General features: G+C 64.1%; 16 protein-coding genes and 1 pseudogene. 9 read left to right on the top strand and 8 right to left on the bottom strand.

Annotated features, from left to right (window positions below; translation table 11 throughout):
• The coding region (locus IAG25_RS12205) for an IS110 family transposase (protein ID WP_187605040.1) at window positions 1-289 on the bottom strand (289 nt) is incomplete at its 3' end.
• 133 nt (window positions 290-422) lie between these two features.
• On the opposite strand from IAG25_RS12205, the gene istA reads away from it, so the two are divergent.
• From istA to IAG25_RS12185, 4 genes are all read left to right on the top strand, one after another.
• Complete coding sequence (gene istA / locus IAG25_RS12200; RefSeq protein WP_187605039.1) at window positions 423-1433, top strand: IS21 family transposase; 1011 nt, start codon at window positions 423-425, stop codon at window positions 1431-1433.
• Entirely contained in the window at window positions 1430-2218 is a 789-nt protein-coding gene (gene istB / locus IAG25_RS12195; RefSeq protein ID WP_187605038.1) for an IS21-like element helper ATPase IstB, read from the top strand. The genes istA and istB overlap by 4 nt, the downstream gene beginning before the upstream one ends.
• 87 nt (window positions 2219-2305) lie before the next feature.
• The gene (locus tag IAG25_RS12190; RefSeq protein WP_187605037.1) at window positions 2306-3451 is read left to right on the top strand and encodes an IS481 family transposase; all 1146 of its coding nucleotides are present in this window, start codon (window positions 2306-2308) and stop codon (window positions 3449-3451) included.
• Between the two features lie 189 nt (window positions 3452-3640).
• Window positions 3641-4225, top strand: coding sequence for a GNAT family N-acetyltransferase (locus IAG25_RS12185; RefSeq protein WP_187605036.1), 585 nt, complete (start codon window positions 3641-3643; stop codon window positions 4223-4225).
• Here the strand turns inward: IAG25_RS12185 and IAG25_RS12180 are convergent.
• The gene (locus IAG25_RS12180; protein ID WP_187605035.1) at window positions 4209-5108 is read right to left on the bottom strand and encodes a LysR family transcriptional regulator; all 900 of its coding nucleotides are present in this window, start codon (window positions 5106-5108) and stop codon (window positions 4209-4211) included. The genes IAG25_RS12185 and IAG25_RS12180 overlap by 17 nt on opposite strands.
• Window positions 5109-5216: 108 nt before the next feature.
• Between IAG25_RS12180 and IAG25_RS12175 the strand changes: the two genes are divergently transcribed.
• Window positions 5217-6050: a nitrilase-related carbon-nitrogen hydrolase gene (locus tag IAG25_RS12175; RefSeq protein WP_187605034.1), complete on the top strand. Its 834-nt coding sequence runs from the start codon at window positions 5217-5219 to the stop codon at window positions 6048-6050.
• An 81-nt stretch (window positions 6051-6131) separates the two neighbouring features.
• Complete coding sequence (locus tag IAG25_RS12170) at window positions 6132-7409, top strand: amidohydrolase family protein (protein ID WP_187605033.1); 1278 nt, start codon at window positions 6132-6134, stop codon at window positions 7407-7409.
• Between the two features lie 48 nt (window positions 7410-7457).
• On the opposite strand, the gene IAG25_RS12165 is transcribed toward IAG25_RS12170, so the two are convergent.
• The 6 genes from IAG25_RS12165 to fixL all read right to left on the bottom strand — a co-directional run bounded on the left by IAG25_RS12165 (window position 7458) and on the right by fixL (window position 16714).
• Window positions 7458-9569 carry a M3 family metallopeptidase gene (locus IAG25_RS12165; RefSeq protein ID WP_187605032.1) on the bottom strand — a complete coding sequence of 704 codons (2112 nt, stop codon included), beginning with the start codon at window positions 9567-9569 and terminating at the stop codon, window positions 7458-7460.
• A 140-nt stretch (window positions 9570-9709) separates the two neighbouring features.
• A complete protein-coding gene (gene folD / locus IAG25_RS12160; RefSeq protein WP_187605031.1) occupies window positions 9710-10564 on the bottom strand; it encodes a bifunctional methylenetetrahydrofolate dehydrogenase/methenyltetrahydrofolate cyclohydrolase FolD in 855 nt (284 codons plus the stop codon).
• Window positions 10565-10778: 214 nt separating this feature from the next.
• Window positions 10779-11681: a DUF2950 domain-containing protein gene (locus tag IAG25_RS12155; RefSeq protein ID WP_255503640.1), complete on the bottom strand. Its 903-nt coding sequence runs from the start codon at window positions 11679-11681 to the stop codon at window positions 10779-10781.
• A 59-nt stretch (window positions 11682-11740) separates the two neighbouring features.
• Entirely contained in the window at window positions 11741-13111 is a 1371-nt protein-coding gene (locus IAG25_RS12150) for a DUF3300 domain-containing protein (RefSeq protein WP_187605083.1), read from the bottom strand.
• 436 nt (window positions 13112-13547) lie between these two features.
• Window positions 13548-14183 carry an oxygen response regulator transcription factor FixJ gene (gene fixJ, locus IAG25_RS12145; protein ID WP_014190971.1) on the bottom strand — a complete coding sequence of 212 codons (636 nt, stop codon included), beginning with the start codon at window positions 14181-14183 and terminating at the stop codon, window positions 13548-13550.
• Entirely contained in the window at window positions 14180-16714 is a 2535-nt protein-coding gene (gene fixL, locus IAG25_RS12140; protein WP_035506485.1) for an oxygen sensor histidine kinase FixL, read from the bottom strand. Before fixL ends, fixJ begins: the two co-directional genes overlap by 4 nt.
• 281 nt (window positions 16715-16995) lie before the next feature.
• Here fixL and aceE point away from each other — a divergent pair, with 281 nt between their 5' ends.
• From aceE to IAG25_RS42505, 3 genes and pseudogenes are all read left to right on the top strand, one after another.
• Window positions 16996-19689 (top strand): pyruvate dehydrogenase (acetyl-transferring), homodimeric type, encoded by a 2694-nt coding sequence (aceE, locus tag IAG25_RS12135; protein ID WP_187605030.1) that lies wholly within the window; start codon window positions 16996-16998, stop codon window positions 19687-19689.
• Between the two features lie 80 nt (window positions 19690-19769).
• The gene (aceF, locus tag IAG25_RS12130) at window positions 19770-21404 is read left to right on the top strand and encodes a dihydrolipoyllysine-residue acetyltransferase (protein ID WP_035506488.1); all 1635 of its coding nucleotides are present in this window, start codon (window positions 19770-19772) and stop codon (window positions 21402-21404) included.
• Window positions 21405-21479: 75 nt separating this feature from the next.
• Window positions 21480-21644 (top strand): annotated as a pseudogene (locus IAG25_RS42505) (biotin/lipoyl-containing protein); the annotation flags it as partial.
• Window positions 21645-21779: the final 135 nt, after the last annotated feature.

Raw genomic sequence — 21779 nt, 5'->3', positions numbered from 1 at the left:
TCGCCTCGGCATCCACAAAGTCGTTCTTATTGCTCTTGACGAAGGGCTTCACGAACTGCGGCGAGATCAGTCTAACCTGATGACCGATATGAGCCAACTTGCGAGCAAGGTGGTGCGCACCGGCACACGATTCCATGACCACTATGCACGCATGAAACGTCGCGAAGAATTCGTGCAACTGTTTGCGGCTCACGTTCTTGCGGAACACGGCCTTACCATGCCTATCCTGGCCGTGAAGATGAAACGAATGCTTACCCAGATCGATGCCGACCAGCGTCACGCTTTCCATGATGATTCCCACTTGAGATGTGAAAACCCCTAAAGCGTATCCGCTCGTAGGGTGGAGGGGACCATCACATTACTGACCCTGTCGCCGACATAAAACTGACCCACCTGGGAGACGATGGCGGCTTTTGCCGCCGATGCTGACTCAGGAGCAAGCAGTGGAAATCAAGGTATTGGCCAAGCGTGGGACGGCGGTTCGGGAGATAGCGAGGCAGACGGGTTTATCGCGCAACACGGTGCGTCGCTATCTAAGGGATGAACAAGCGAGACGGTACAAGCCGCGTGAGCCACGCGCGACGAAGCTCGACCCGTTCAAAGACTATCTGCTGGAGCGCGTGGCAGCAGCGCGGCCGCACTGGATTCCGGCGACAGTTCTGCTGCGCGAACTGCAGGAGGCCGGCTATGCAGCCGGTATCAGCCAGCTCAAGGCGTTTCTGGCGCCCCACAAACATCCCGAAGCTGAGCCGGTCGTGCGCTTCGAGACGCCACCGGGCAAGCAGATGCAGGCCGATTTCACCGTCATCCGCCGAGGACGCGAGCCGTTGCTCGCGCTGGTCGCGACGTTGGGCTATAGCCGCGCGAGCTTTGTGCGATTTACCGCGCGCGAGGACGCGGTGACGCTGTGCGAGTGCCTGCGCGAAGCACTGGTCTACTTCGGCGGCACGCCGGAACATGTGCTGTTCGACAACGCCAAATCGGTGGTCATCGAGCGCGATGTGTTCGGGGTTGGCGAGCATCGCTGGAACCCGCAATTGCTGGCGCTGGCCGAGACCTACGGCTTCACACCAAAGGTGTGTCGGCCATATCGCGCCAAGACCAAGGGCAAGGTCGAGCGCTTCAATCGATATCTCAAGGAGAGCTTCGTCGTGCCCCTTGCCGCGACGCTCAAGTCATCGGGGCTGAAGCTGGACGTTGAGACCGCAAATGCGCACATCGGCCGATGGCTCTCAGAGGTGGCCAATGTGCGCCGTCACGCCACAACGGGCGAGCGTCCCGCCGTGTTGCTCGATGCTGAACGAGCGGCATTTCTGCCATTGCCGGCTCAAGTGCCTGTGCTCGTGGCGCCCGACAATCGTCGGGTGTTGCCCCGTGAGAGCCTGCAGCATCCGCTGGCGGTCTATGACACGTTGCTGGAGCTCACCGCATGAATCTGCAACATGAGCGCATCGCCGCGCTGTGCGCGCAACTGAAGCTCGACTGCGTCGCCACCGATTGGGCGCCGCTGGCACAACGCACGGGCGCAGCCGATTCGAGTATGGCCGACTTCCTGGAGCAACTTTTGCAAGCCGAACTCGGTGCTCGCGAAGAGCGCAAGCGCCAGGTGCTCACGAAATTGGCGGCGTTGCCCGGTGTCAAGACGCTGGAGCAATACGACTTTGGCTTCGCCAGCGGCACACCGCGTGCGCAGATTCAAGAGCTTGCGAGTCTGGCGTTCATCGAACGGGCCGAGAATATCGTGCTGCTCGGACCATCCGGTGTCGGCAAGACACACATCGCGACTTCGCTTGCTTACCGCGCGGCGCAGGCGGGCATCAAGACACGGTTCATCACGGCCGCCGACCTGATGATGCAATTGGCCGCCGCCCGGCAACAGAACCGACTGCGCGAGTTCTTCAATCGCGCGGTTATCGGGCCCAGGCTGCTGGTCGTCGATGAAATCGGCTATCTGCCGTTCGGGCGCGAGGAGGCGAATCTGTTCTTCAACGTCGTGGCCAAACGCTACGAGCGGGGTTCAATCGTCCTGACCAGCAACCTGCCATTCACGCAATGGGCGACGGCGTTCGCCGACGACCAGACGCTCACGGCAGCGATGCTCGACAGGTTGCTACATCACGCGCATATCGTGCAAATCAGTGGCGAGAGCTATCGACTGAAGGACAAGAGAAAGGCGGGACAAGCGAGCGCGCGGGCAACCACGAAAGTAGCCGCGTGATAATGGACCCAGGTGGGTCAGATTTACTTCGGCGAAACCTTCGAATGTGGGTCAGGTTTCAGTCGGCGTTGACACCTGGACCCGACCATGCCTTGGAACCCGCAGGACACCATGCAACTTCGCCTTGAATTCGTGACCCTGGCCCAGCAACAAGAGATTGCTTTCAGCGAGCTGTGCCAACGCTTTGGCATCAGCCGGCAGACCGGATACAAGTGGGTCAACCGCTATCGGGCCGGGGGCCGCGAGGCGCTGGGCGATCTCTCCCGACGGCCGCACAGCAGCCCGAATCGGACCTGCGACGAACTCGAAGCGCGGGTGCTCGAGGTGCGAAGCCAGCATCCGGCCTGGAGCGCGCACAAGATCAGCCGGCGCCTGAAGGATCAAGGCCTGCAAGGCGTGCCTTCGCACAGCACGGTCAATGTCATTTTGCAGCGCCATGGATGCATCGGCGAAAAGGCGTCGGAGGCGGCCACCGCCTGGACCCGTTTCGAGCGCGCCGAGCCGAACGAGCTATGGCAAATCGATTTCAAGGGCCACTTCGGCATGCTCGATCAAAGGCGCTGTCACCCGCTCACCGTGATCGACGATCATTCGCGCTTCAACCTCGTGCTGCAGGCGTGCTGCAGCCAGGACACCGAGACGGTGTACACGCACCTGCGAAACGCTTTCGCCTGTTACGGGCTGCCGCAACAGATCAACGCCGATAACGGCGCGCCGTGGGGCACGCCGAGCAAGCCTGGCGAATTGACCGAGTTGGCCATCCGATGCATTCGGCTGGGTATTCGTATGAGCCATAGTCGTCCCTATCACCCGCAGACCAACGGCAAGGACGAGCGCTTTCATCGCTCGCTCAAGGCCGAGGTGCTAAACCACCGCAGCTTCACCGGGCCCGATCAGGTGCAGGCTGAATTCGACCGCTGGCGGCAAAGCTATAACTTTGAGCGCCCGCACGCGGGCATCGGCATGGCGACGCCGATCTCGCGCTATCGGCCCAGTGCGCGGGCGATGCCCAGCCGCCTGCCACCGCTCGAATACGGACCGGATGATCAGGTACTGCTGGTGGGCTGGAACGGCAAGGTGACGTTTGGAAAGCACCGCTTGCGCGTATCCAGCGCACTGCACGGACTGCACATCGCGGCGCGACCGAGCAACACGATTGCCGATGCCTACGACCTCTATTTCGCGCATCACCGACTCATGACGTTTGACCCGAACCAGCCCGATACACGATGATCAAAGTGTCAACTATGTCCCCGACGAAAGTGTCAACCATGTCCCCGGTCCATACACAGCAGCAAAGAAAGTGACCCCCGCCCCGGGGAGGGGCAACACAAATAGACCGACACGAAATCAGGATTCCACAAAACCAAGCCAGCGCAGCGAATTATGATGTCGTCTGACCACAAACCTGCCATCGATCGAATGAACCCACCGACCCTGAACGGGCAGCGCGTGCAGCTTCGCCCGCTGCAACGCGATGACCGCGCCGCCTTGCTCGATGCCGCCGCCGATGGCGAGCTCTGGAGTCTCAACGTAACAGTCGTTCCGAATGAAGACACCATCGACCGCTATCTCGATACCGCGTTCGCAGGCCGCGACGCCGGCACGGTCATGCCGTTCACGATCGTGCGAACCGATGACGATCGCGTGGTCGGCAGCACGCGCTACTGGAAGATCGACCGCGTGAACCGCAAGCTCGAAATCGGCCATACGTGGCTCGCGGCATCGACGCAACGCACCGGCATCAACACCGAAGCGAAATATCTGTTGCTCGCACACGCGTTCGAAGCGATGAACTGCGTGCGCGTGCAGTTCACCACCGACGAGCTCAACGAGAAATCGCGCGCGGCGATACTCGGCATCGGCGCGAAACAGGAAGGCATCGTGCGGCACGAGCGCATCATGCCCGATGGCCGCAAGCGCAACTCGGTGCGCTTTTCGATCATCGACGACGAATGGCCCGGCGTCAAAGCGATGCTGCTCGCGAAGCTTAACCGTCGAGCGTAGCCGAAGCCTTCAGCGTCTTCACACGCGCTTTCATGAACGCGACGAAGCCGCGCGTGACGGTGTCGTCGCGTTCGGCTTGCCATGCGAGACCGACGCGCCATCGCGCAGGCTGATCGCGCAAGGTCAGCACGCGCGCATCGCGCAGCAGATATTGCGCACGCGATGGCAGGAACGCGGCGCCCACGCCGCCCGCCACGGATGCGAGCACGGACTGGATATCGTCCGCTTCCTGAATCACACGCGGCACGAAGGCATGCTCGGCGCACCAGCGATCGATCTGCGCCGCGAGACCCGGCCCGCGCGTGCGCGATAGCGCGATGAATCCCGGCTCGTTCAGCTCATTCAGGTCCGCGGGCAGACGCTTGTAGCGCGTGTGCTCGGGCACGGCGAGCGCGAGCGTTTCGTCGAGCACCGTGAATCCCGACAGCCCGGCGCTCGCGGGCATGCGCATGAATCCCACATCGAGCTTATTGGCGAGGATGCGGCGCGTCTGCTCATGCGACGAAAGATCGTGCAGCGTGATGCTCACGCCCGGATTGAGCGCGCCGAATTCCGCGATCAGCCTGGGCACATGCGTGAGCGTCGACAGGCACAGGCCGACACGCAAGAACCCGCGCGCGCCGCTCGCGGCTTCGCGTGCGCGGGCGAGCACGGTGTCGGCGTCGCGTACCAGCGATTGCGCATCGGCGATGAAGCCCGCGCCGAAGGCGGTCAGTTCCGCGCCGTGTCGCCCGCGTTCGAAGAGGCGCGCGCCGAGGCTCGCTTCGAGCGCGGCGATCTGCTTGCTGAGCGCGGGCTGGCTGAGATGCAAGGCTTCGGCTGCACGGCCGAAATGGCGCAAGTCCGCAATGGTGAGGAAGGCGCGCAGGAGTTTCAGTTCCATCGGATATTCGATTCCATTTGGCGATCGAATCGATCGAAACATTCATTTTACTTATCGATACGCGAGCGGTTCAATGAGGTCATCTACCCGTTTATTCCGGAGCCTCGCTTGGACGCCACCTCGTTTCGCATCGCTGTCAGCACGCTCGTGTCGCAAGGCGATGCCGCGCGCCATTGCGCGCTGATCGCGGACGCCGCATGTCAGGGCGTACAACTGGTGCTATTCCCACAGTTGAGCATCGGTGTGGCGGACGACGCGTCGCGTGCCGAATCGTTCGATGGCCCATCGATCCGCGCGATCGCCGCCGCCGTCGACGAAACCGGCGTCGCGGCAGGCGTCGGCTGGATCGAGCGCACCGAAGACGCACGCCTGTACGACAGCTACGCGATTCTCTTCCCCGGCGGCGCGCGCGTGCGTCATCGCAGGCTGAATCCGTCGCATCGCGGATTGCACAGCGGCGAGCGCTTCACCGTGTTCGATGCGCCGCTCGGCGCACGCATCGGCATTCTGATCGGCGATGACAACGACGTCGTCGAAAACGTGCGGATGACGGCGCTCATGGGCGCGACGTTCCTCATCGCACCGATGCGCGGCGATCGTACGCCGCGCGCGACGCTCGCCGCGCGCGCCGCCGACAACGGCATGTTCATCGCGTGCAGCCATACATCGGGCGACGAAGCGCTGATCGCAGGCCCGGACGGCCGCGTGCTCGCGCGTCGTACATCGGCGGACGGGGGTCTCATCGTCGCGGACGTGAAACCGTCGTTGGCCGAGGCCAGCGCCGGGCGTCGGGCGCTATCCGCGCGCCGTCCCGATCTCTACGAACCGCTCGCGCGACAGGGCAACGTCTATCCGCTCAGGATCGAACCGGAACGCGCAATGTCGCGCGGTTCGCTGCCGCTCAGCTTCGCGGTGGTCGGACGCCATCGCGTGCTGCGCTGAATCGAACTCCGCACGGCCTTTCTGTCCCGATACAATCGAACGGACACATCGGACGAAAAGCCTGATACGGAGGTTTCGCACATGGATTTGATCATTCGCCGCGCGGCGCTCGCGGACTCGCGCGGGCTCGTCGATATCGGTATGGAAGCGGGGCGTATCGCCGCGATCGAGCCGCATCTGGCGGCCACCGCGCGAGAGGAAATCGATGCGAACGGCTCGCTCGTCACCGCGCCTTTCGTCGATGCGCATTTCCACATGGACGCGACGCTGTCCTATGGTTTGCCGCGCGTGAACGCGTCGGGCACGCTGCTCGAAGGCATCGCGCTGTGGGGCGAACTGAAGCCCGATCTCACGCAGGAAGCGCTCGTCGGGCGCGCGTTGCAGTACTGCGACTGGGCCGTCGCGCGCGGGCTGCTCGCGATCCGCTCTCACGTCGATGTATGCGATCCGCGCCTGCTGGCCGTGGAAGCGCTCGTCGAAGTGAAACGCCGCGTGAAACCGTATCTCGATCTGCAACTCGTCGCGTTTCCGCAAGACGGCGTGTTGCGCAGCGCGGGCGCGTTCGAGAACCTGAAGCGCGCGATCGCGATGGGCGTCGATGTCGTCGGCGGCATTCCGCACTTCGAACGCACGATGGCCGACGGCGCGGCATCGGTGAAGCTCTTGTGCGAATACGCGGCGGAGCAGGGCTTGCGCGTGGACATGCACTGCGACGAATCCGACGATCCGATGTCGCGCCATATCGAAACGCTCGCGGCGGAAACGCATCGGCTCGGACTGCACGGCCGCGTGACCGGCTCGCATCTCACGTCGATGCATTCGATGGACAACTACTACGTCAGCAAGCTCATTCCGCTGATGCGCGAGGCGGGCGTCGCGGCGATTGCGAATCCGCTCATCAACATCACGCTGCAAGGGCGCTCGGACACGTATCCGAAGCGACGAGGCATGACGCGCGTGCCGGAACTGATGGCGGGCGGCATCACGGTCGCGTTCGGCCACGATTGCGTGATGGACCCGTGGTACAGCCTCGGCTCCGGCGACATGCTCGAAGTCGCGCATATGGGTTTGCACGTCGCGCAGATGACCGGTGTCGATGCGATGCGCGCGTGCTTCGATGCGGTGACGAAAAATCCGGCGCGCATTCTCGGGCTGGAAGGCTATGGCATCGAAGTGGGCTGCAACGCGGATTGCGTCGTCCTCGATGCGCGCGATCCCATCGAAGCGATTCGCCTGCGCGCGGCGCGCACGGCTGTCGTTCGACGCGGCAAAGTGGTCAGCCGAAGCCCCGCCGTGCGCGCGACGCTGGCGCTCGAAGGGCGGCCATCGGAAGTCGATTTCAGGATCGACAGGCGATAAAAAACCCGGTCCCTTGCCTGCGGACCGGGTTGTCGAGCCGGCTAAAGATCAGTGCGCCGCTTGCCCGGACATGCCGTTATGACGCAGCAATGCGTCGATGTCCGGCTCGCGTCCACGGAACGCCTTGAACGAATCCATCGCCGGGCGGCTGCCGCCCACTTCGAGAATCTCGCGGCGATAGCGCGTGCCCGTCGTCGCGTCGAGCACCGAGCCGTTGCCGGCCTTCGCGGCCTCTTCGAACGCGGCGTACGCATCGGCTGACAGCACTTCGGCCCACTTGTAGCTGTAGTAGCCCGCCGCATAGCCGCCCGCGAAGATATGGCTGAACGTGTTGGGCCAGCGCGAGAACGGCGCCTGCGGAATCACATGGAACTTCTCGTTGATCGAGCGCGCGAGATCGTTCACGTTCTGCGTCGCGTTCGCCGGATCGTAGGACGTGTGCAGCACCATGTCGAACATCGAGAAGACGATCTGGCGCAGCGTGCCGAGGCCGCTCTGGAAGTTCTTCGCGGCGAGCATCTTGTCGAACAGCTCGCGCGGCAGCGGCGCGCCGGTCTCGACATGCGCGGACATATCCGTCAGCACGTCCCACTCCCAGCAGAAGTTCTCCATGAACTGCGACGGCAGTTCGACCGCATCCCACTCCACGCCATTGATGCCCGACACGCCCAGCTCGTCGATGCGCGTCAGCATGTGATGCAGCCCGTGCCCGAACTCGTGGAACAGCGTGATGACTTCATCGTGCGTGAAGCAAGCGGGCTTGCCGCCCACGGGCGCCGAGAAGTTGCACGTGAGATAGGCGACCGGCGTCTGCACCCCGCCTTGCGTGCGCTTGTGCCGCGAGCGGGCGTCGTCCATCCAGGCGCCGCCGCGCTTGCCCTCGCGCGCGTAGAGGTCGAGATAGAACTGCGCGACGAGCGTGCCGTCCTTGTTCTCGACGCGGAAGAAGCGCACGTCCGGATTCCACACGGCGGCTTCGTCGCGGCGGATCGACACGTTGAAAAGTGTTTCGGTGACCTTGAAAAGGCCCTTCAGCACGGCTTCCTGCGGGAAGTATTGCTTCACTTCGTTCTCGGAGAACGAGTAGCGCTTCTGGCGCAGCTTCTCCGCTGCATACGCGATATCCCAGGGCTGCAGTTCGGGCATGCCGAGCTCGGTCGCGGCGAACGCGCGCAGTTCCATCCAGTCGTTTTCGGCGTAAGGGCGGGCGCGCGTGGCGAGATCTTCGAGGAACGCGATGACCTGCGCGGGCGATTCGGCCATCTTCGGCGCGAGCGACACTTCCGCGAAGTTCTGATAGCCGAGCGTCTTCGCTTCTTCCTCGCGCAGCTTCAGGTTCTCGACGACATTCGCCGTGTTGTCCCATTCGGCCTTGCCGTCGCCGTAGGTTCCGCCCAGTTCCGACGCACGCGTGACGTACGCGCGATACATCGCCTCGCGCATCGGGCGATGTTCGGCATATTGCAGCACGGGGAAATACGAAGGGAAGTGCAGGGTGAACTTCCAGCCTTCCTTGCCGTCGCGTTGCGCGGCTTCGCGGGCTGCTTCGATCACGTCGTCGGGCAGGCCGGCGAGATCGCTTTCCTTCGTGACGATGTACGCGTACGCGTTGGTCGAATCGAGCACGTGATCGGAGAACGCCTTGGAGAGCGCTGCCTGCTCCTCCTGCAACTGCGCGAAACGCGGCTTGCGATCTTCCGGCAATTCCGCGCCCGACAGGCGGAAATCGCGCAGCGAGTTCTCCAGAATCTTCTTGCGCTCGGCCGACAGACCGGCGAATTCCGGTCCTGCGGCGATCGCCTTGTACTTCTCGTAGAGCGCGAGATTCTGCCCGACGCTCGCGGAGAATTCGGTGACGCGCGGCAGGTTTTCGGCGTGCGCGGCGCGCAGTTCGGGCGTATCGGCGACGGCGTTCAGATGGCCGATGACGCCCCACGCGCGCGACAGTTTTTCCGATTCCTGCTCGACTGCCTCGACGACGTCCTTCCATGTCGCGGGCGTGTCCGGCGCGCTCGCGCGGTCGACGGCGGCTTTCGCATCGGCGAGCAGCACGTCGAGCGCGGGCGTGACGTGCGCGGGCTGAATCTCGCCGAAACGCGGAAGATCGGAAAAATCGAGCAGCGGATTGGCCGCTGCCGGGGTGGACGTGGTATCGCTCATGACTCTCCCGTTCTGATGTTGGACGAAGCCGGGAACGGGACGCGTGCCGCGCCGGCTCTCTCCGAGATTATTGGGGCGGGCGGGGCAAATTCCAATCGATTGTTTTTAAGGGGCCGATTAATGCCGCCCCGCGCCGATTTTCACGCCTGCGCCGCGCGCTCGGCCGCTTCGATCGTGTTGACGAGCAGCATCGTGATGGTCATCGGGCCGACGCCGCCCGGCACCGGCGTGATGAACCCGGCCACTTCGCTGACGCCCGCGAAATCGACGTCGCCGCACAGCTTGCCTTCGTCGTTGCGGTTCATGCCGACATCGATCACGGTCGCGCCCGGCTTCACCATGTCCGCGGTCAGGATGTTGCGGCGGCCGACCGCGGCGACGATGACATCGGCGTCGCGCGTGTGCTTCGCGAGGTCGCGCGTCTTGCTGTGGCAGATGGTGACGGTCGCGCCGGCTTCGAGCAAGAGGAGCGCCATCGGCTTGCCGACGATGTTCGAGCGCCCGATCACCACCGCGTTCGCGCCTTTGAGGCTGATGTCGTGCGCCTCGAACATCTTCATCACGCCGTAGGGCGTGCACGGGCGAAAGAGCGGCTTGCCGGTCAGGAGCGCGCCCGCGTTGGCGACGTGAAAGCCGTCGACGTCCTTCTCCGGCGCGATGGCTTCGATGACCTTGTGGCTATCGATATGCGCGGGCAGCGGCAGTTGCACGAGAATGCCGTGGATCGAAGGATCGGCGTTGAGCTTCGCGATGTGCGCGAGCAGCTCGTTTTCGGCGAGCGTCGCGGGGAAGCGGTCCATCACCGAGTGCAGGCCGTTGTCGTGGCAGGCCTTCACCTTGTTGCGCACGTAGACCTCGCTCGCGGGATTGTCGCCGACGAGCACGACGGCCAGGCCCGGCTTGTGTCCACGGGCGGTGAGTGCGGCGGCGCGCTGGGCGACATCGGCGCGAAGGGTCTTGGAAAGGGCGTTGCCGTCGATGAGTTGGGCGGTCATGGCGAATCGGATCGAGGATGGGCGAGGGCGCGCGAGGGCGTGAAGCCGACGCCGTGCCCGCCGCTTTCGTGCGGCAGCGGTGCGCGGCGCTCGCGCATGGTGCTGGGCGCCTCGTCGGCAAATGCGCGGCAAATGCGCCCCTGGGAAGGGCGAAATTATACCGCCGGGCGCTATCGCGCGTTCCGGCCCGCCATCTTCGACACCTCGCCGGGACTCACGGCGTCACCACCTTCCACGACGAATCCGGATTGAACGACCTGATCGCCGCGGCCGCGCGTGTGGACGCCGGGCCGAGATCCTTCTCGTAGATCTGCCCGTCCTGATTGACGATGAAGGTCATCACGCCGGTTTCGCCGTAGCGCGCGGGCGTCGCAATCACGCCGAAGCCATGCGTCAGCTTGCCGTCCTGCAGATAGTTCTTCGCGCCGCCCTGAGCGTTCGCGCCCTGCGCCGTCAGGATGCGGTAGTGGTAGCCGTAGTAGCCGTCCTTGTCGGTAGGCTTGTTCGGCATCGTCGCGGCGAGCGGGCCGAGCGGGCTTTCAGGATCGCCCGGCGCGGTGTGCCAGTAGAGGCCGTCGTGCTTGCCGGGCGTGCTCACGAAACGGTCGGCGTAGCGGCCGGCCGTCTTTTGATAGTCGCTTTGCGCGGCGACGACCGCGAGCGCGACCTGCATCGCCGAACGCTCGTTGCGGCCGATACGCCGCGTGAGCACTTCGTTGCGCGCGGCGGGCATGTCGAAGCGCCAGCCTTTCGCAACTTTCACGAGCGGAATCGGCAGGGTCCAGCCGCTCGTGCCCGCTTCGATATGGGCGGCCGGACGGCCATCGACCGGCTGTGTATCCTCGACGATGCGATGCTGTTGCGCCCATGCGGCGAGGTACGCGTAGATGTCCTCTTCGCCGATGCTGCCCTCGGGCACGTAGCGCCCGTGGTCCTTGCCGAGGACTTTGGAGAGCGCGGTTTCGTCGTTGGTCGCGATGGCGTCGGTGAACGCCTGCGCGGCGGCTTCCGCGGTGGGATACACGGCCTGCGCGTACGCGAACGTCGCGCCGAGCGCGAGCGACGCGGCAACAAGTGCGCGAAGCAATGGCTTCTTCGATGAGGCGAGTGTTTTCATGTCGGGCTCCTGGATCTGGCGTTCGCCGCCTGAGCGGCGTTTGACGATGGACGCGATCATCACCGGCGGAATCCTCCTCCGCCGCCGCCTCGATGGAACCCGCCGCCGCCTCCGCCGCCACCTCCGTGGAATCCGCCGCCACCGCCGCCGCCGCGTTGCACGCCGCCGCCGCCTCCGCCGCCTCCATGGAATCCGCCGCCGCCACCACCACCACCGCCGCCGCCAAGCCCGCCGCCCGCCTGACGCTCGACACCGCCGCCGCGGTTGTGCGACTGATTGGCGAACGACTCCCGGCTCGCCTGTCCGCGCTGCATGTCCTGCCGCGCACCGTTGCCGTCGCCCGCGCCGCGCAGCGCGTTATCGCGATTCACGTCCTGCGAGCGCTGCCGCAGGTCGCTGGTGTTGCGCGCATTCTCTCCGCCGCCCTGGCGGATGCTCTGCACGCGCTGGCTGGCCGGCTCGTTGAGGTTTTGCCCGGTGCGCTGCTGCAGCGTCTGGGCCGCCTGCGCGCGCCCGTCCTCGCGGCCGCGAAACTGGTTGGCGTTCGCGCCGCGATTCGCGTTGTTCAACGTGTTCTGCCGGTTCTGGACGTTGGTCCGGTTGAACTGCGGATCGTTGCGGTTCCAGCGCACGTTGTTGCTGTTCGCGTTGATGCGGTTGCTCGTGTTGATGTTGTTGTAGCGGTTCACGTTGACGTTGACATCGCCGTGACCCCAGTTGCAATTGCCCCACAGCGAATTCACGACCGCGACGCCCGCGCCGAACGCGAGGCCGCCGACGAACGCCGACGCCATCGCATATCCCGGAGGCGGCGGCACGTAGACCGGCGGATACGCCGGATAGGGCCATGTGCCGTACACGACCGTCGGGTTGTAGGTCGGCACATAGACCACTTGCGGATTGGCCGGCTCGATCTGGATCACCGTGGTGCTGGTGGTCGTGCTGCCCGGCGGCGGCGGCGCGCTCGTGACCTTCTGCTGCTCGTTCGTCTTGAGATTGCCCGCGCTTTGCGCCGCGCGCCGCAGACGTTGAACCGAGTCCATCACGTCGCTCGGCTGCGCGATGAAGGCGTTGCCGAGCTGCGTCACCCAGTCGATCTTGGAGGCCATCGTCGCGAGCGCCTGAGGGAACGCGACGAGCGATTGCACGCTCGGGTCCCACGGCTCGGATTGCACGGCCTTGACCGCGTCGTCGCCCTTGACGTTCGGATTCGCCTTCGACCACGCGGCCGCTTCGGTGATCTGCGACGGATACGTCGACGCCATCATCACCTGCGCGAGCAGCGCGTCGGGATAGAGCGCGACCGGCGCGGTCAGCGCATCGAGCTGCTGGTTCGTGAGCTTCGGTGCGGTGCTCGCGGCGTCCTGCGTCTGTGCGTGCACCGGTCCGGGATGGAGCGCCGCGAGCGGCAATGCGAGCGCTACGCTCATCGCGATGATCCGCAGCGTGCGCGCGCGATGCCCGACGACGATGTAAGGGGTTCGTTTCAAGATCAAGTCCTCCGGTGCACGCGCGATGCGCACGTTGCTTGCCGACAGGCGGCGAACTGATGCGCAGTGCTTGATGAAAGCGAAGGGAACGATGCGAGAGAGCGCGCTGGTCTCGAAGGTATCGACACCAAACGTTTGACCGTCGAGCAAGTACGTGGCAGACGCCTTGTCGCGCATGACCGTTGTCCGGTAGTGGGTCCGGCCAAATTACGGGCGGGCCGCGATGTGTGTCAACGTGATTCAGGAAATATCACGTTTCACTCTCGCCGACAACGGGGGTTTCGGAAGGGGACGGACGGCGCGATGCGGGCATCGGGCGCGCCATGAAAGCGCGGCCGGCATGGCGATGCCGGCCGCGAACGGGAGAGCGAAGCCGTTACTGCTGAGGCTTGTTCGACAGCGCGAGGCGCAGCAGATCCGCGACGGTGTTCACGGAGAGCTTCTCCATGATGTTCGCGCGATGCGCTTCCACCGTCTTGATGCTGATGCCGAGATCGTCGGCGATCTGCTTGTTCAGGCGTCCCGCGATGATGCGCTCGAGCACCTGATGCTCGCGCGCGGTCAGCTTGCCGAGACGCTCGGCGGCGGCGCGCTGCTGCTGCACGCTGGTGCTTTCGCTGCGCGCCTTCTCCAGCATGCGCTCCACGAGCTTGCGCAGCTCGGCCTCGTCGAAAGGCTTTTCGATGAAGTCCATCGCGCCTTTTTTCATCGTCGAGACGGCCATCGGCACGTCGCCGTGACCGGTCACGAAGATGATCGGCAGGAGCGAATTCTCGGCGATGAGTTTCTCCTGCAACTCCAGCCCCGTCATGCCGGCCATCCGCACGTCGAGGATCAGGCAGGAAATCGCGCCGGAGTGCGAGATCGGCAGATAGACGTCGAGAAACGATTCCGCGCTGGAGAAACACTGAACGCGATAGCCGTTTGCTTCGAGCAGCCAGCGCAAGGAATCACGCACGGCTTCGTCATCGTCGACGACGAAGACGGTTTCCTGAGTGGTGACTGTGCTCATAGTTCTCCCGTAACTGTTTGTTGTCTCGTATGTTCGTCCTGCGCATCCGTGCCGCTCGTGCCCGAGCTGCCGTCCACTGCGCCGATCGGCAGGCTGCAGTGGAAGGTCGCGCCGGTCACGTGGCCGTCCGCTTCGACGTTGTTGACGACCCAGAGGCGTCCGCGATGCGACTCGATGATCGAGCGGCAGATGTTCAGCCCCATGCCCATGCCATCGGACTTGGTGCTGTAAAACGGTTCGAAGAGGCGCTCGGCGGTTGCCTCGTCCACGCCCGGACCCTGATCGACCACGCTGATGCACACGAAGCCGCCGTCCATGCGCTGCACGACGACGCGAATCACCGGATCGATGGCGTTTGGTTTCGCATCATGCATCGCCTCGGCCGCGTTTTTCAACAGGTTGACCAACACTTGTTCGATCAAAACCGGATCGACGTAGATCACCGGCATGCGCGAGCGGATTTCGGTGACGATGCGGATCTTGCGTTTGCGCGCCTCGATTTCGGCGAGACCGACCGCGTCCGCGACGATATCCGCGACGCGCGCCGCCTGGCGCTTGGGCTCGCTGCGCTTCACGAACTCGCGGATGCGCTTGATGATCATGCCTGCGCGCACGGCTTGCTGCGCGGTCTTTTCGAGCACGGGAAGCAGCGTTTCCTGCGTCACGCGGCCGGATTTCACCAGCGCGACGCAGCCCGAACAATAGTTGTTGATCGCCGCGAGCGGCTGATTCAGCTCGTGCGCGAGCGAGGACGCCATTTCGCCCATCGTCATCAGGCGGCTCGTGAACTGGAGCTTTTCTTCCTGCTGATGCGCGAGTTCCTGCGCCTGCTTGCGCTGCGTGATGTCGGTGGCGATCTGCATCTGCGCGAGATGGCCGTCGACCCACTGGATGTACTGGCGGCGCACCTCGAACCACTTCTGGATGCCTTCGACATAGACTTCCTGCGCGTCCGCCGAGCTTTCGGTGAGCGCGGTGGCGGGCAGGCCCGCATAGGTGTCGACCATGTCGATGGTGTCCGACGAACTCTGCGAGCCGCCGTCGAACGCGGCGCCCGCGAGCTCCAGATGCCCGTCCGGACGGATGCCGAACAGATGCCGGTAATAGCGATTGGCGAAGAGCAACTCGGCTTCGTCGGCGGCGAGCACGGAGACGGCCGCGTCGAGGCTTTCGAGCACGGTGGTGAAGCGCTCGTGCGCGGCGGCGAGTTCTTCGCGGGCGCGCTTGGGCTCGGTGATGTCCGTCATCGACGACATCCAGCCGGTCTGCCGGCCCGAACTGTCGATCAGCGGCGACACGTACAGCCGCGCGTGGAAGAACGAACCGTCCTTGCGGCGCACGCGCAGTTCGAAGCCGGAAGAAGGCGCCTTGCCGCGCAGCGTCATGTCGAGCTGGCGCTGCATTTCGGGATATGCGTCGCGCGGCCAGTACGGGAACGGCGCGTTCTTGCCGACGAGATCGCTCTCGTCCCAACCCGTCATGCGGCAGAACGCGGGATTCACGTGCGTGATGCGGCCGTGCATGTCCAGCACGCGCATGCCGATCAGCACCGAGTTTTCCATCGCGCGGCGAAAAAACGCTTCGGCGTACAGCGCCTGTTGCGCCTCGAAGCGCTGGCGCGTGTGCTTCCACAGGCTCCAGAGACTCCACAGCACGAAGCACGACAAACCCGCGACGAGCCAGACGAGCGTGTTGTTGGTGAAGTTCGTGAGCTGCGGATACGAATACACGCGCACCGACAGGCCTTGTCCCGGCGGATCGAGCGGCAGGTCGTAGAACATGTCGCGCGGCAGGCGCGGGCGGCTCGACGTGGTCGCGAGCTCGCGGTTGTTCAGGTCCGTGATGGAAATCTTGTACTTCGCCGACAGTTCGCTCGGAATGTCGTGCTTCAGGACGCCTTCGATCGAGAACACCGCCGCGATCGAGCCGAGGAACTCGCGGTCGCGGAAAACCGGTGTTTGCAGGGTGATATAGCCATTGCCGAGGTCGTCGTAGAGCAACGGCGAGTAGACTTGGCGGCGGGTGGTGCGCGCTTCGTCGAATGCGGCCTGCACGGCCTCGTCCATCTGCGTGTCGTTGGGCTTCGCAAGCCGCGATCCGAGCACGGGCAGCGGCGTATTCGGCCAGCGGGGCTTATGCTCGCTCGTGTACCAGTTCATGTAGAGGATCTCGGGATGCCCCTGCATGATGTCCGTGGACGAGGTCTGGAAGGTTTGCGGGTCGCCGTGGCCGGTCGCGATGTCGCGCGCGAGCGCCTGGATCTGCTCCTGCGCGCCGGTCATCGAAAGACGGATTTGCTGCTGTGCCCACGCGACATTCCGATAGAGCGTGTCTTCCTGCTGCTGTTGCTCGCGCCGGTTCAGGCTCCAAAGGATCAGACTCATCACGACCAGGAATACCAGGATCGAAATGAGCGGCGTGAGTAAATAGGAGTTCGACCACCACGGGCCGTGGTGCCAGCGGGAGGGCGAGGCGTCGGTCGGCTTTCGCGCGACCCTCGCCGAGCGTTTGATCAGCCGTTCGGTCAACATGGAAGCGATTGTAACGCAGCGCCTGATTGTTAATCGGCGTAAAAAGACGGTAAAGAAGTATGGATTGTCGCAAAAGGAGGAGAAACATCTGAACAAAAAAGTCTTATCGGACGGTGCGTTGCAGCAATTTTTCGTATGGTGAGATTAACTCTCATGATTTGAAAAATTCCTTGCATCATGGTCTGGACCCTCTTTAGAATTGCCGGCACGCGGCCAGTGCCCGCCTTCGATCGGGCGTGCGCCGGCGGTTCTCAGAGTGTTCCTCACATCAGGAGACGAGCATGTCCGCTGTACCCGACGAAGTTCTCAAATATGTCGCCAACGCCAAGGACGACGATCCTCAGGAAACCGCCGAGTGGCTCGACGCGCTCGATGGCGTAATTTCCGCGGTCGGTCCTGATCGCGCGCACTACCTGATCGAGAAACAGATCGAATTCGCTCGCGTGCATGGCGAGCACCTGCCGTTCTCGGCGAACACGCCGTACATCAATACGATCCCCGTCGCCGCGCAGGCGAAGAATCCGGGCGATCAGGACCTCGAACACCGCATCCGCTCGTACACCCGCTGGAACGCCATCGCGATGGTGCTGCGCGCGGGCAAGGACACGAACGTCGGCGGGCACATCGCTTCGTTCGCGTCGGCCGCAACGCTCTATGACGTCGGCTTCAATCACTTCTGGCACGCGCCGTCGAAAGAACACGGCGGCGATCTCGTGTTCGTGCAGGGCCACTCGTCGCCGGGTGTGTACTCGCGCGCGTTCCTGCTCGGCCGCCTGACCGAGAAGCAACTGAACAACTTCCGTCAGGAAGTGGGCGGCGAGGGCATCTCCTCGTATCCGCACCCGTGGCTGATGCCGGACTTCTGGCAATTCCCGACCGTGTCGATGGGTCTCGGCCCGATCATGGCGATCTATCAGGCGCGCTTCATGAAGTACATGGCGGCGCGCGGCATCGCGAAAACGGACGGCCGCAAGGTCTGGGCGTTCCTCGGCGACGGCGAGACGGACGAGCCGGAATCGCTCGGCGCGATCGGCATGGCCGGCCGCGAGCGTCTGGACAACCTCGTGTTCGTCATCAACTGCAACCTGCAGCGCCTGGACGGTCCGGTGCGCGGCAACGGCAAGATCATCCAGGAACTGGAAAGCGAATTCCGCGGCGCGGGTTGGAACGTCATCAAGGTCATCTGGGGCAGCCGCTGGGACGCGCTCTTCGCGCGCGACAAGACCGGCGCGCTGATGCGCCGCATGATGGAAGTCGTCGACGGCGAGTACCAGACGTACAAGTCGGAGTCGGGCGCGTTCGTACGCGAGCACTTCTTCAACACGCCGGAACTGAAGGCGCTGGTCGCCGACTGGTCCGATGACGACATCTGGAACCTGAACCGCGGCGGACACGATCCGCACAAGATCTACGCGGCATTCGACGCCGCGACCAAGACGAAGGGCGCGCCGACCGTCATCCTCGCCAAGACCATCAAGGGCTATGGCATGGGCGAGCACGGTCAGGCGATGAACATCACGCACCAGCAGAAGAAGCTGCCGATCGACACGCTGAAGAAATTCCGCGACCAGTTCCGCCTGCCGCTCAGCGACGAGCAGATCGCCGACGTGCCGTACCTCACGTTCGAGGAAGGCTCGAAGGAACTCGAGTACATGCGTCAGAAGCGCATGGACCTGGGCGGCTATCTGCCGTCGCGTCGCGAGAAGGCGGAATCGCTGCCGGTGCCGGCGCTCTCCGCGTTCGAGCCGCTCCTGAAGGGCACGGGCGAAGGCCGCGAAATCTCCACGACGATGGCGTTCGTGCGGATCCTGAACATCCTGCTGAAGGACAAGGCGCTCGGCAAGCGCGTCGTGCCGATCGTGCCGGACGAGTCGCGTACCTTCGGCATGGAAGGTCTCTTCCGTCAGATCGGCATCTGGAATCAGGAAGGCCAGAAGTACGTGCCGGAAGACTCCGACCAGCTGATGTTCTATCGCGAATCGGAGACGGGTCAGATTCTGCAGGAAGGCATCAACGAAGCGGGTGGCATGTGTGACTGGATCGCGGCCGCGACGTCGTACTCGACGCACGGCGAGATCATGATCCCGTTCTACATCTTCTACTCGATGTTCGGCTTCCAGCGCATCGGCGATCTGGCATGGGCCGCGGGCGACATGCGTTCGCGTGGCTTCCTGCTGGGCGGCACCGCGGGTCGCACGACGCTCAACGGCGAAGGCCTGCAGCACGAAGACGGCCACTCGCTGCTGTGGGCGGCGTCGGTCCCGAACTGCGTGAGCTACGACCCGACGTTCGGCTACGAGCTCGCGGTCATCATGCAGGATGGTCTGCGCCGTATGGTCGCGGATCAGGAAGACGTGTACTACTACATCACCGTGATGAACGAGAACTACGAGCATCCGGCGATCCCGCAAGGCGATGCCGTTGCTTCGGACATCATCAAGGGCATGTACGCGTTCAAGAAGGCCGAAGGCGCGGGCAAAGCGCACGTTCAACTGATGGGCGCGGGCACGATCTTCAACGAAGTGATCGCTGCCGCCGATCTGCTGAAGAACGACTGGAACGTCACCGCCGATCTCTGGAGCGTGCCGAGCTTCACCGAACTGGCGCGCGACGGTCAGGCGTGCGAGCGCTGGAACCTGCTGCACCCGACGGAAGAGAAGCGCGTGCCGCACGTGAGCGCGCTGCTCAAGGGCGCGAAGGGCCCGGTGATCGCATCGACGGACTACATCCGTGCGCTCGTCGACCAGATCCGCGGCTATGTGCCGAACAAGTTCGTGGTGCTCGGCACCGACGGCTACGGCCGCTCGGATACGCGCGAGGCGCTGCGCCACTTCTTCGAAGTCGACCGCTACTGGGTGACGCTGGCCGCGCTGAACGCGCTGGCCGACGAAGGCACGATCGAGCGCAAGGTCGTCGCCGAGGCGATCAAGAAGTACAACCTCGACCCGTCCAAACCCAACCCGATGACCGTCTAAAGGCATCGCCCCCGTGCGTTGTGACGCGGCCTCCTTCCGAAGCGGAAGGAGGCCCGCGTGCAACCCAGGAGACACTAATAATGAGTCAAGCGATCGAAGTCAAAGTGCCGGACATCGGCGATTTCAAGGACATCCCCGTGATCGAAGTGCTGGTCAAGGTGGGTGATACGGTCGAACCCGAGCAGTCGCTCGTCACGCTCGAATCCGACAAGGCGACGATGGACGTGCCGAGTTCGGCGGCGGGAACCGTGAAGGAGGTCAAGGTCAAGGTCGGCGACAACGTGTCGGAAGGCACGCTGATCGTCGTGCTGGAAGGCGGCGCATCCGCTGCCGCGCCGGCCGCCAAGCAGGAAGCGGCTGCACCGGCACCGGCGGCGGCGCCTGCTGCGGCGCCCGCGGCGAGCGGCGGCGGTTCCATCGAAGTGAAGGTGCCGGACATCGGCGACTTCAAGGACATTCCGGTCATCGAGATCGGCGTGAAGGTCGGCGACAAGGTCGAGAAGGAACAGTCGCTCGTCACGCTCGAATCCGACAAGGCGACGATGGACGTGCCGAGCCCCGAGGCGGGCACGGTGAAGGAACTGAAGGTCAAGATCGGCGACACGGTTTCCGAAGGCACGCTGATCGTCGTGCTGGAAGGCGGCGCTGGAGCGGCTGCGCCCGCGGCGGCGCCCGCGCCCGCGAAGCCGGTCGAAGTGCCGTCCGATGCGCCCGTGAAACCCGCTCCCGCGAAAGAGGCGCCGTCCGCGCTCGCGCAGGCGCCCCTGATGCCTGCCGGCGACGGCACGCGCACGTCGAGCCACGCGTCGCCGTCGGTGCGCAAGTTCGCGCGCGACCTGGGCGTCGATGTGTCGCGCGTGCGCGGCAGCGGTCCGAAAGGCCGCATCACGCAAGGCGACATCACCGCGTTCGTCAAGGGCGTGATGTCGGGACAGGGTGCGGCGCCCGCAGCGGCTGCACCGGCTGGCGGTGGCGGCGGCGAGCTGGGTCTCCTGCCGTGGCCGAAGATCGATTTCACGAAGTTCGGGCCGATCGATCCGAAGCCGCTGTCGCGCATCAAGAAGATCTCGGGTGCGAACCTGCATCGCAACTGGGTGATGATCCCGCACGTCACGAACAACGACGAAGCCGACATCACCGAGCTCGAAGAACTGCGCGTCAAGCTGAACAAGGAACACGAAAAAGCGGGCGTGAAGTTCACGATGCTCGCGTTCGTCATCAAGGCCGTGGTCTCGGCGCTCAAGAAGTTCCCGGACTTCAACGCGAGCCTGGACGGCGACAACCTCGTGTTCAAGAAGTACTACCACATCGGTTTCGCGGCCGATACGCCGAACGGTCTCGTCGTTCCGGTGATCCGCGACGCGGACAAGAAGGGCCTCGTCGATATCGCCAAGGAAATGGCGGAGCTGTCGAAGCTCGCGCGCGACGGCAAGCTCAAGCCCGATCAGATGCAGGGCGGCTGCTTCTCGATCTCGTCGCTGGGCGGCATCGGCGGCACGCACTTCACGCCGATCATCAACGCGCCCGAAGTCGCGATTCTCGGCCTGTCGCGCGGTCAGATGAAGCCGGTGTGGGACGGCAAGCAGTTCGTGCCGCGCCTCACGCTGCCGATGTCGCTGTCGTACGACCATCGCGTCATCGACGGTGCGGCCGCTGCGCGCTTCAACGCTTATCTGTCGGCGATTCTGGGCGATTTCCGTCGCGTCATTCTCTGATCTTCGGATCTGGCCGACGGCGGGACCTCGGGGCTTTGCCCTGAGGTTCCATCCGCACATCTCTTAGGGGACAACATGAGTCTCGTCGAACTAAAAGTACCCGACATCGGCGACTTCTCCGATGTCGATGTCATCGAAGTCAATATCAAACCCGGCGACAGCATCGAAAAGGAACAGGGCGTCATCACGCTCGAAACCGACAAAGCCACGATGGAAGTGCCTGCCGATGTCGCGGGCACGATCAAGGAAGTGAAGGTCAAGCAGGGCGACAAGGTCAGCCAGGGCTCGGTCATCGCGATGGTCGAAACGCAAGGCGCAGGCGCTGCCGCGGCACCCGCTGCCGCGCCGGCTCCCGCCGCTGCGCCCGCGAAGGCC

This window comes from Caballeronia sp. EK (assembly GCF_014384845.1).
Lineage (GTDB): Bacteria > Pseudomonadota > Gammaproteobacteria > Burkholderiales > Burkholderiaceae > Caballeronia > Caballeronia jiangsuensis.
This window is presented reverse-complemented; position numbering and strand designations above follow the sequence as displayed.

Coding starts and splice junctions, on each gene's coding strand:
- istA (WP_187605039.1), top strand. CDS start 423: ATGCTGACTCAGGAGCAAGCAGTGGAAATCAAGGTATTGGCCAAGCGT.
- istB (WP_187605038.1), top strand. CDS start 1,430: ATGAATCTGCAACATGAGCGCATCGCCGCGCTGTGCGCGCAACTGAAG.
- IAG25_RS12190 (WP_187605037.1), top strand. CDS start 2,306: ATGCCTTGGAACCCGCAGGACACCATGCAACTTCGCCTTGAATTCGTG.
- IAG25_RS12185 (WP_187605036.1), top strand. CDS start 3,641: ATGAACCCACCGACCCTGAACGGGCAGCGCGTGCAGCTTCGCCCGCTG.
- IAG25_RS12180 (WP_187605035.1), bottom strand. CDS start 5,108: ATGGAACTGAAACTCCTGCGCGCCTTCCTCACCATTGCGGACTTGCGC.
- IAG25_RS12170 (WP_187605033.1), top strand. CDS start 6,132: ATGGATTTGATCATTCGCCGCGCGGCGCTCGCGGACTCGCGCGGGCTC.
- IAG25_RS12165 (WP_187605032.1), bottom strand. CDS start 9,569: ATGAGCGATACCACGTCCACCCCGGCAGCGGCCAATCCGCTGCTCGAT.
- folD (WP_187605031.1), bottom strand. CDS start 10,564: ATGACCGCCCAACTCATCGACGGCAACGCCCTTTCCAAGACCCTTCGC.
- IAG25_RS12155 (WP_255503640.1), bottom strand. CDS start 11,681: ATGAAAACACTCGCCTCATCGAAGAAGCCATTGCTTCGCGCACTTGTT.
- IAG25_RS12150 (WP_187605083.1), bottom strand. CDS start 13,111: ATGAGCGTAGCGCTCGCATTGCCGCTCGCGGCGCTCCATCCCGGACCG.
- fixJ (WP_014190971.1), bottom strand. CDS start 14,183: ATGAGCACAGTCACCACTCAGGAAACCGTCTTCGTCGTCGACGATGAC.
- fixL (WP_035506485.1), bottom strand. CDS start 16,714: ATGTTGACCGAACGGCTGATCAAACGCTCGGCGAGGGTCGCGCGAAAG.
- aceE (WP_187605030.1), top strand. CDS start 16,996: ATGTCCGCTGTACCCGACGAAGTTCTCAAATATGTCGCCAACGCCAAG.
- aceF (WP_035506488.1), top strand. CDS start 19,770: ATGAGTCAAGCGATCGAAGTCAAAGTGCCGGACATCGGCGATTTCAAG.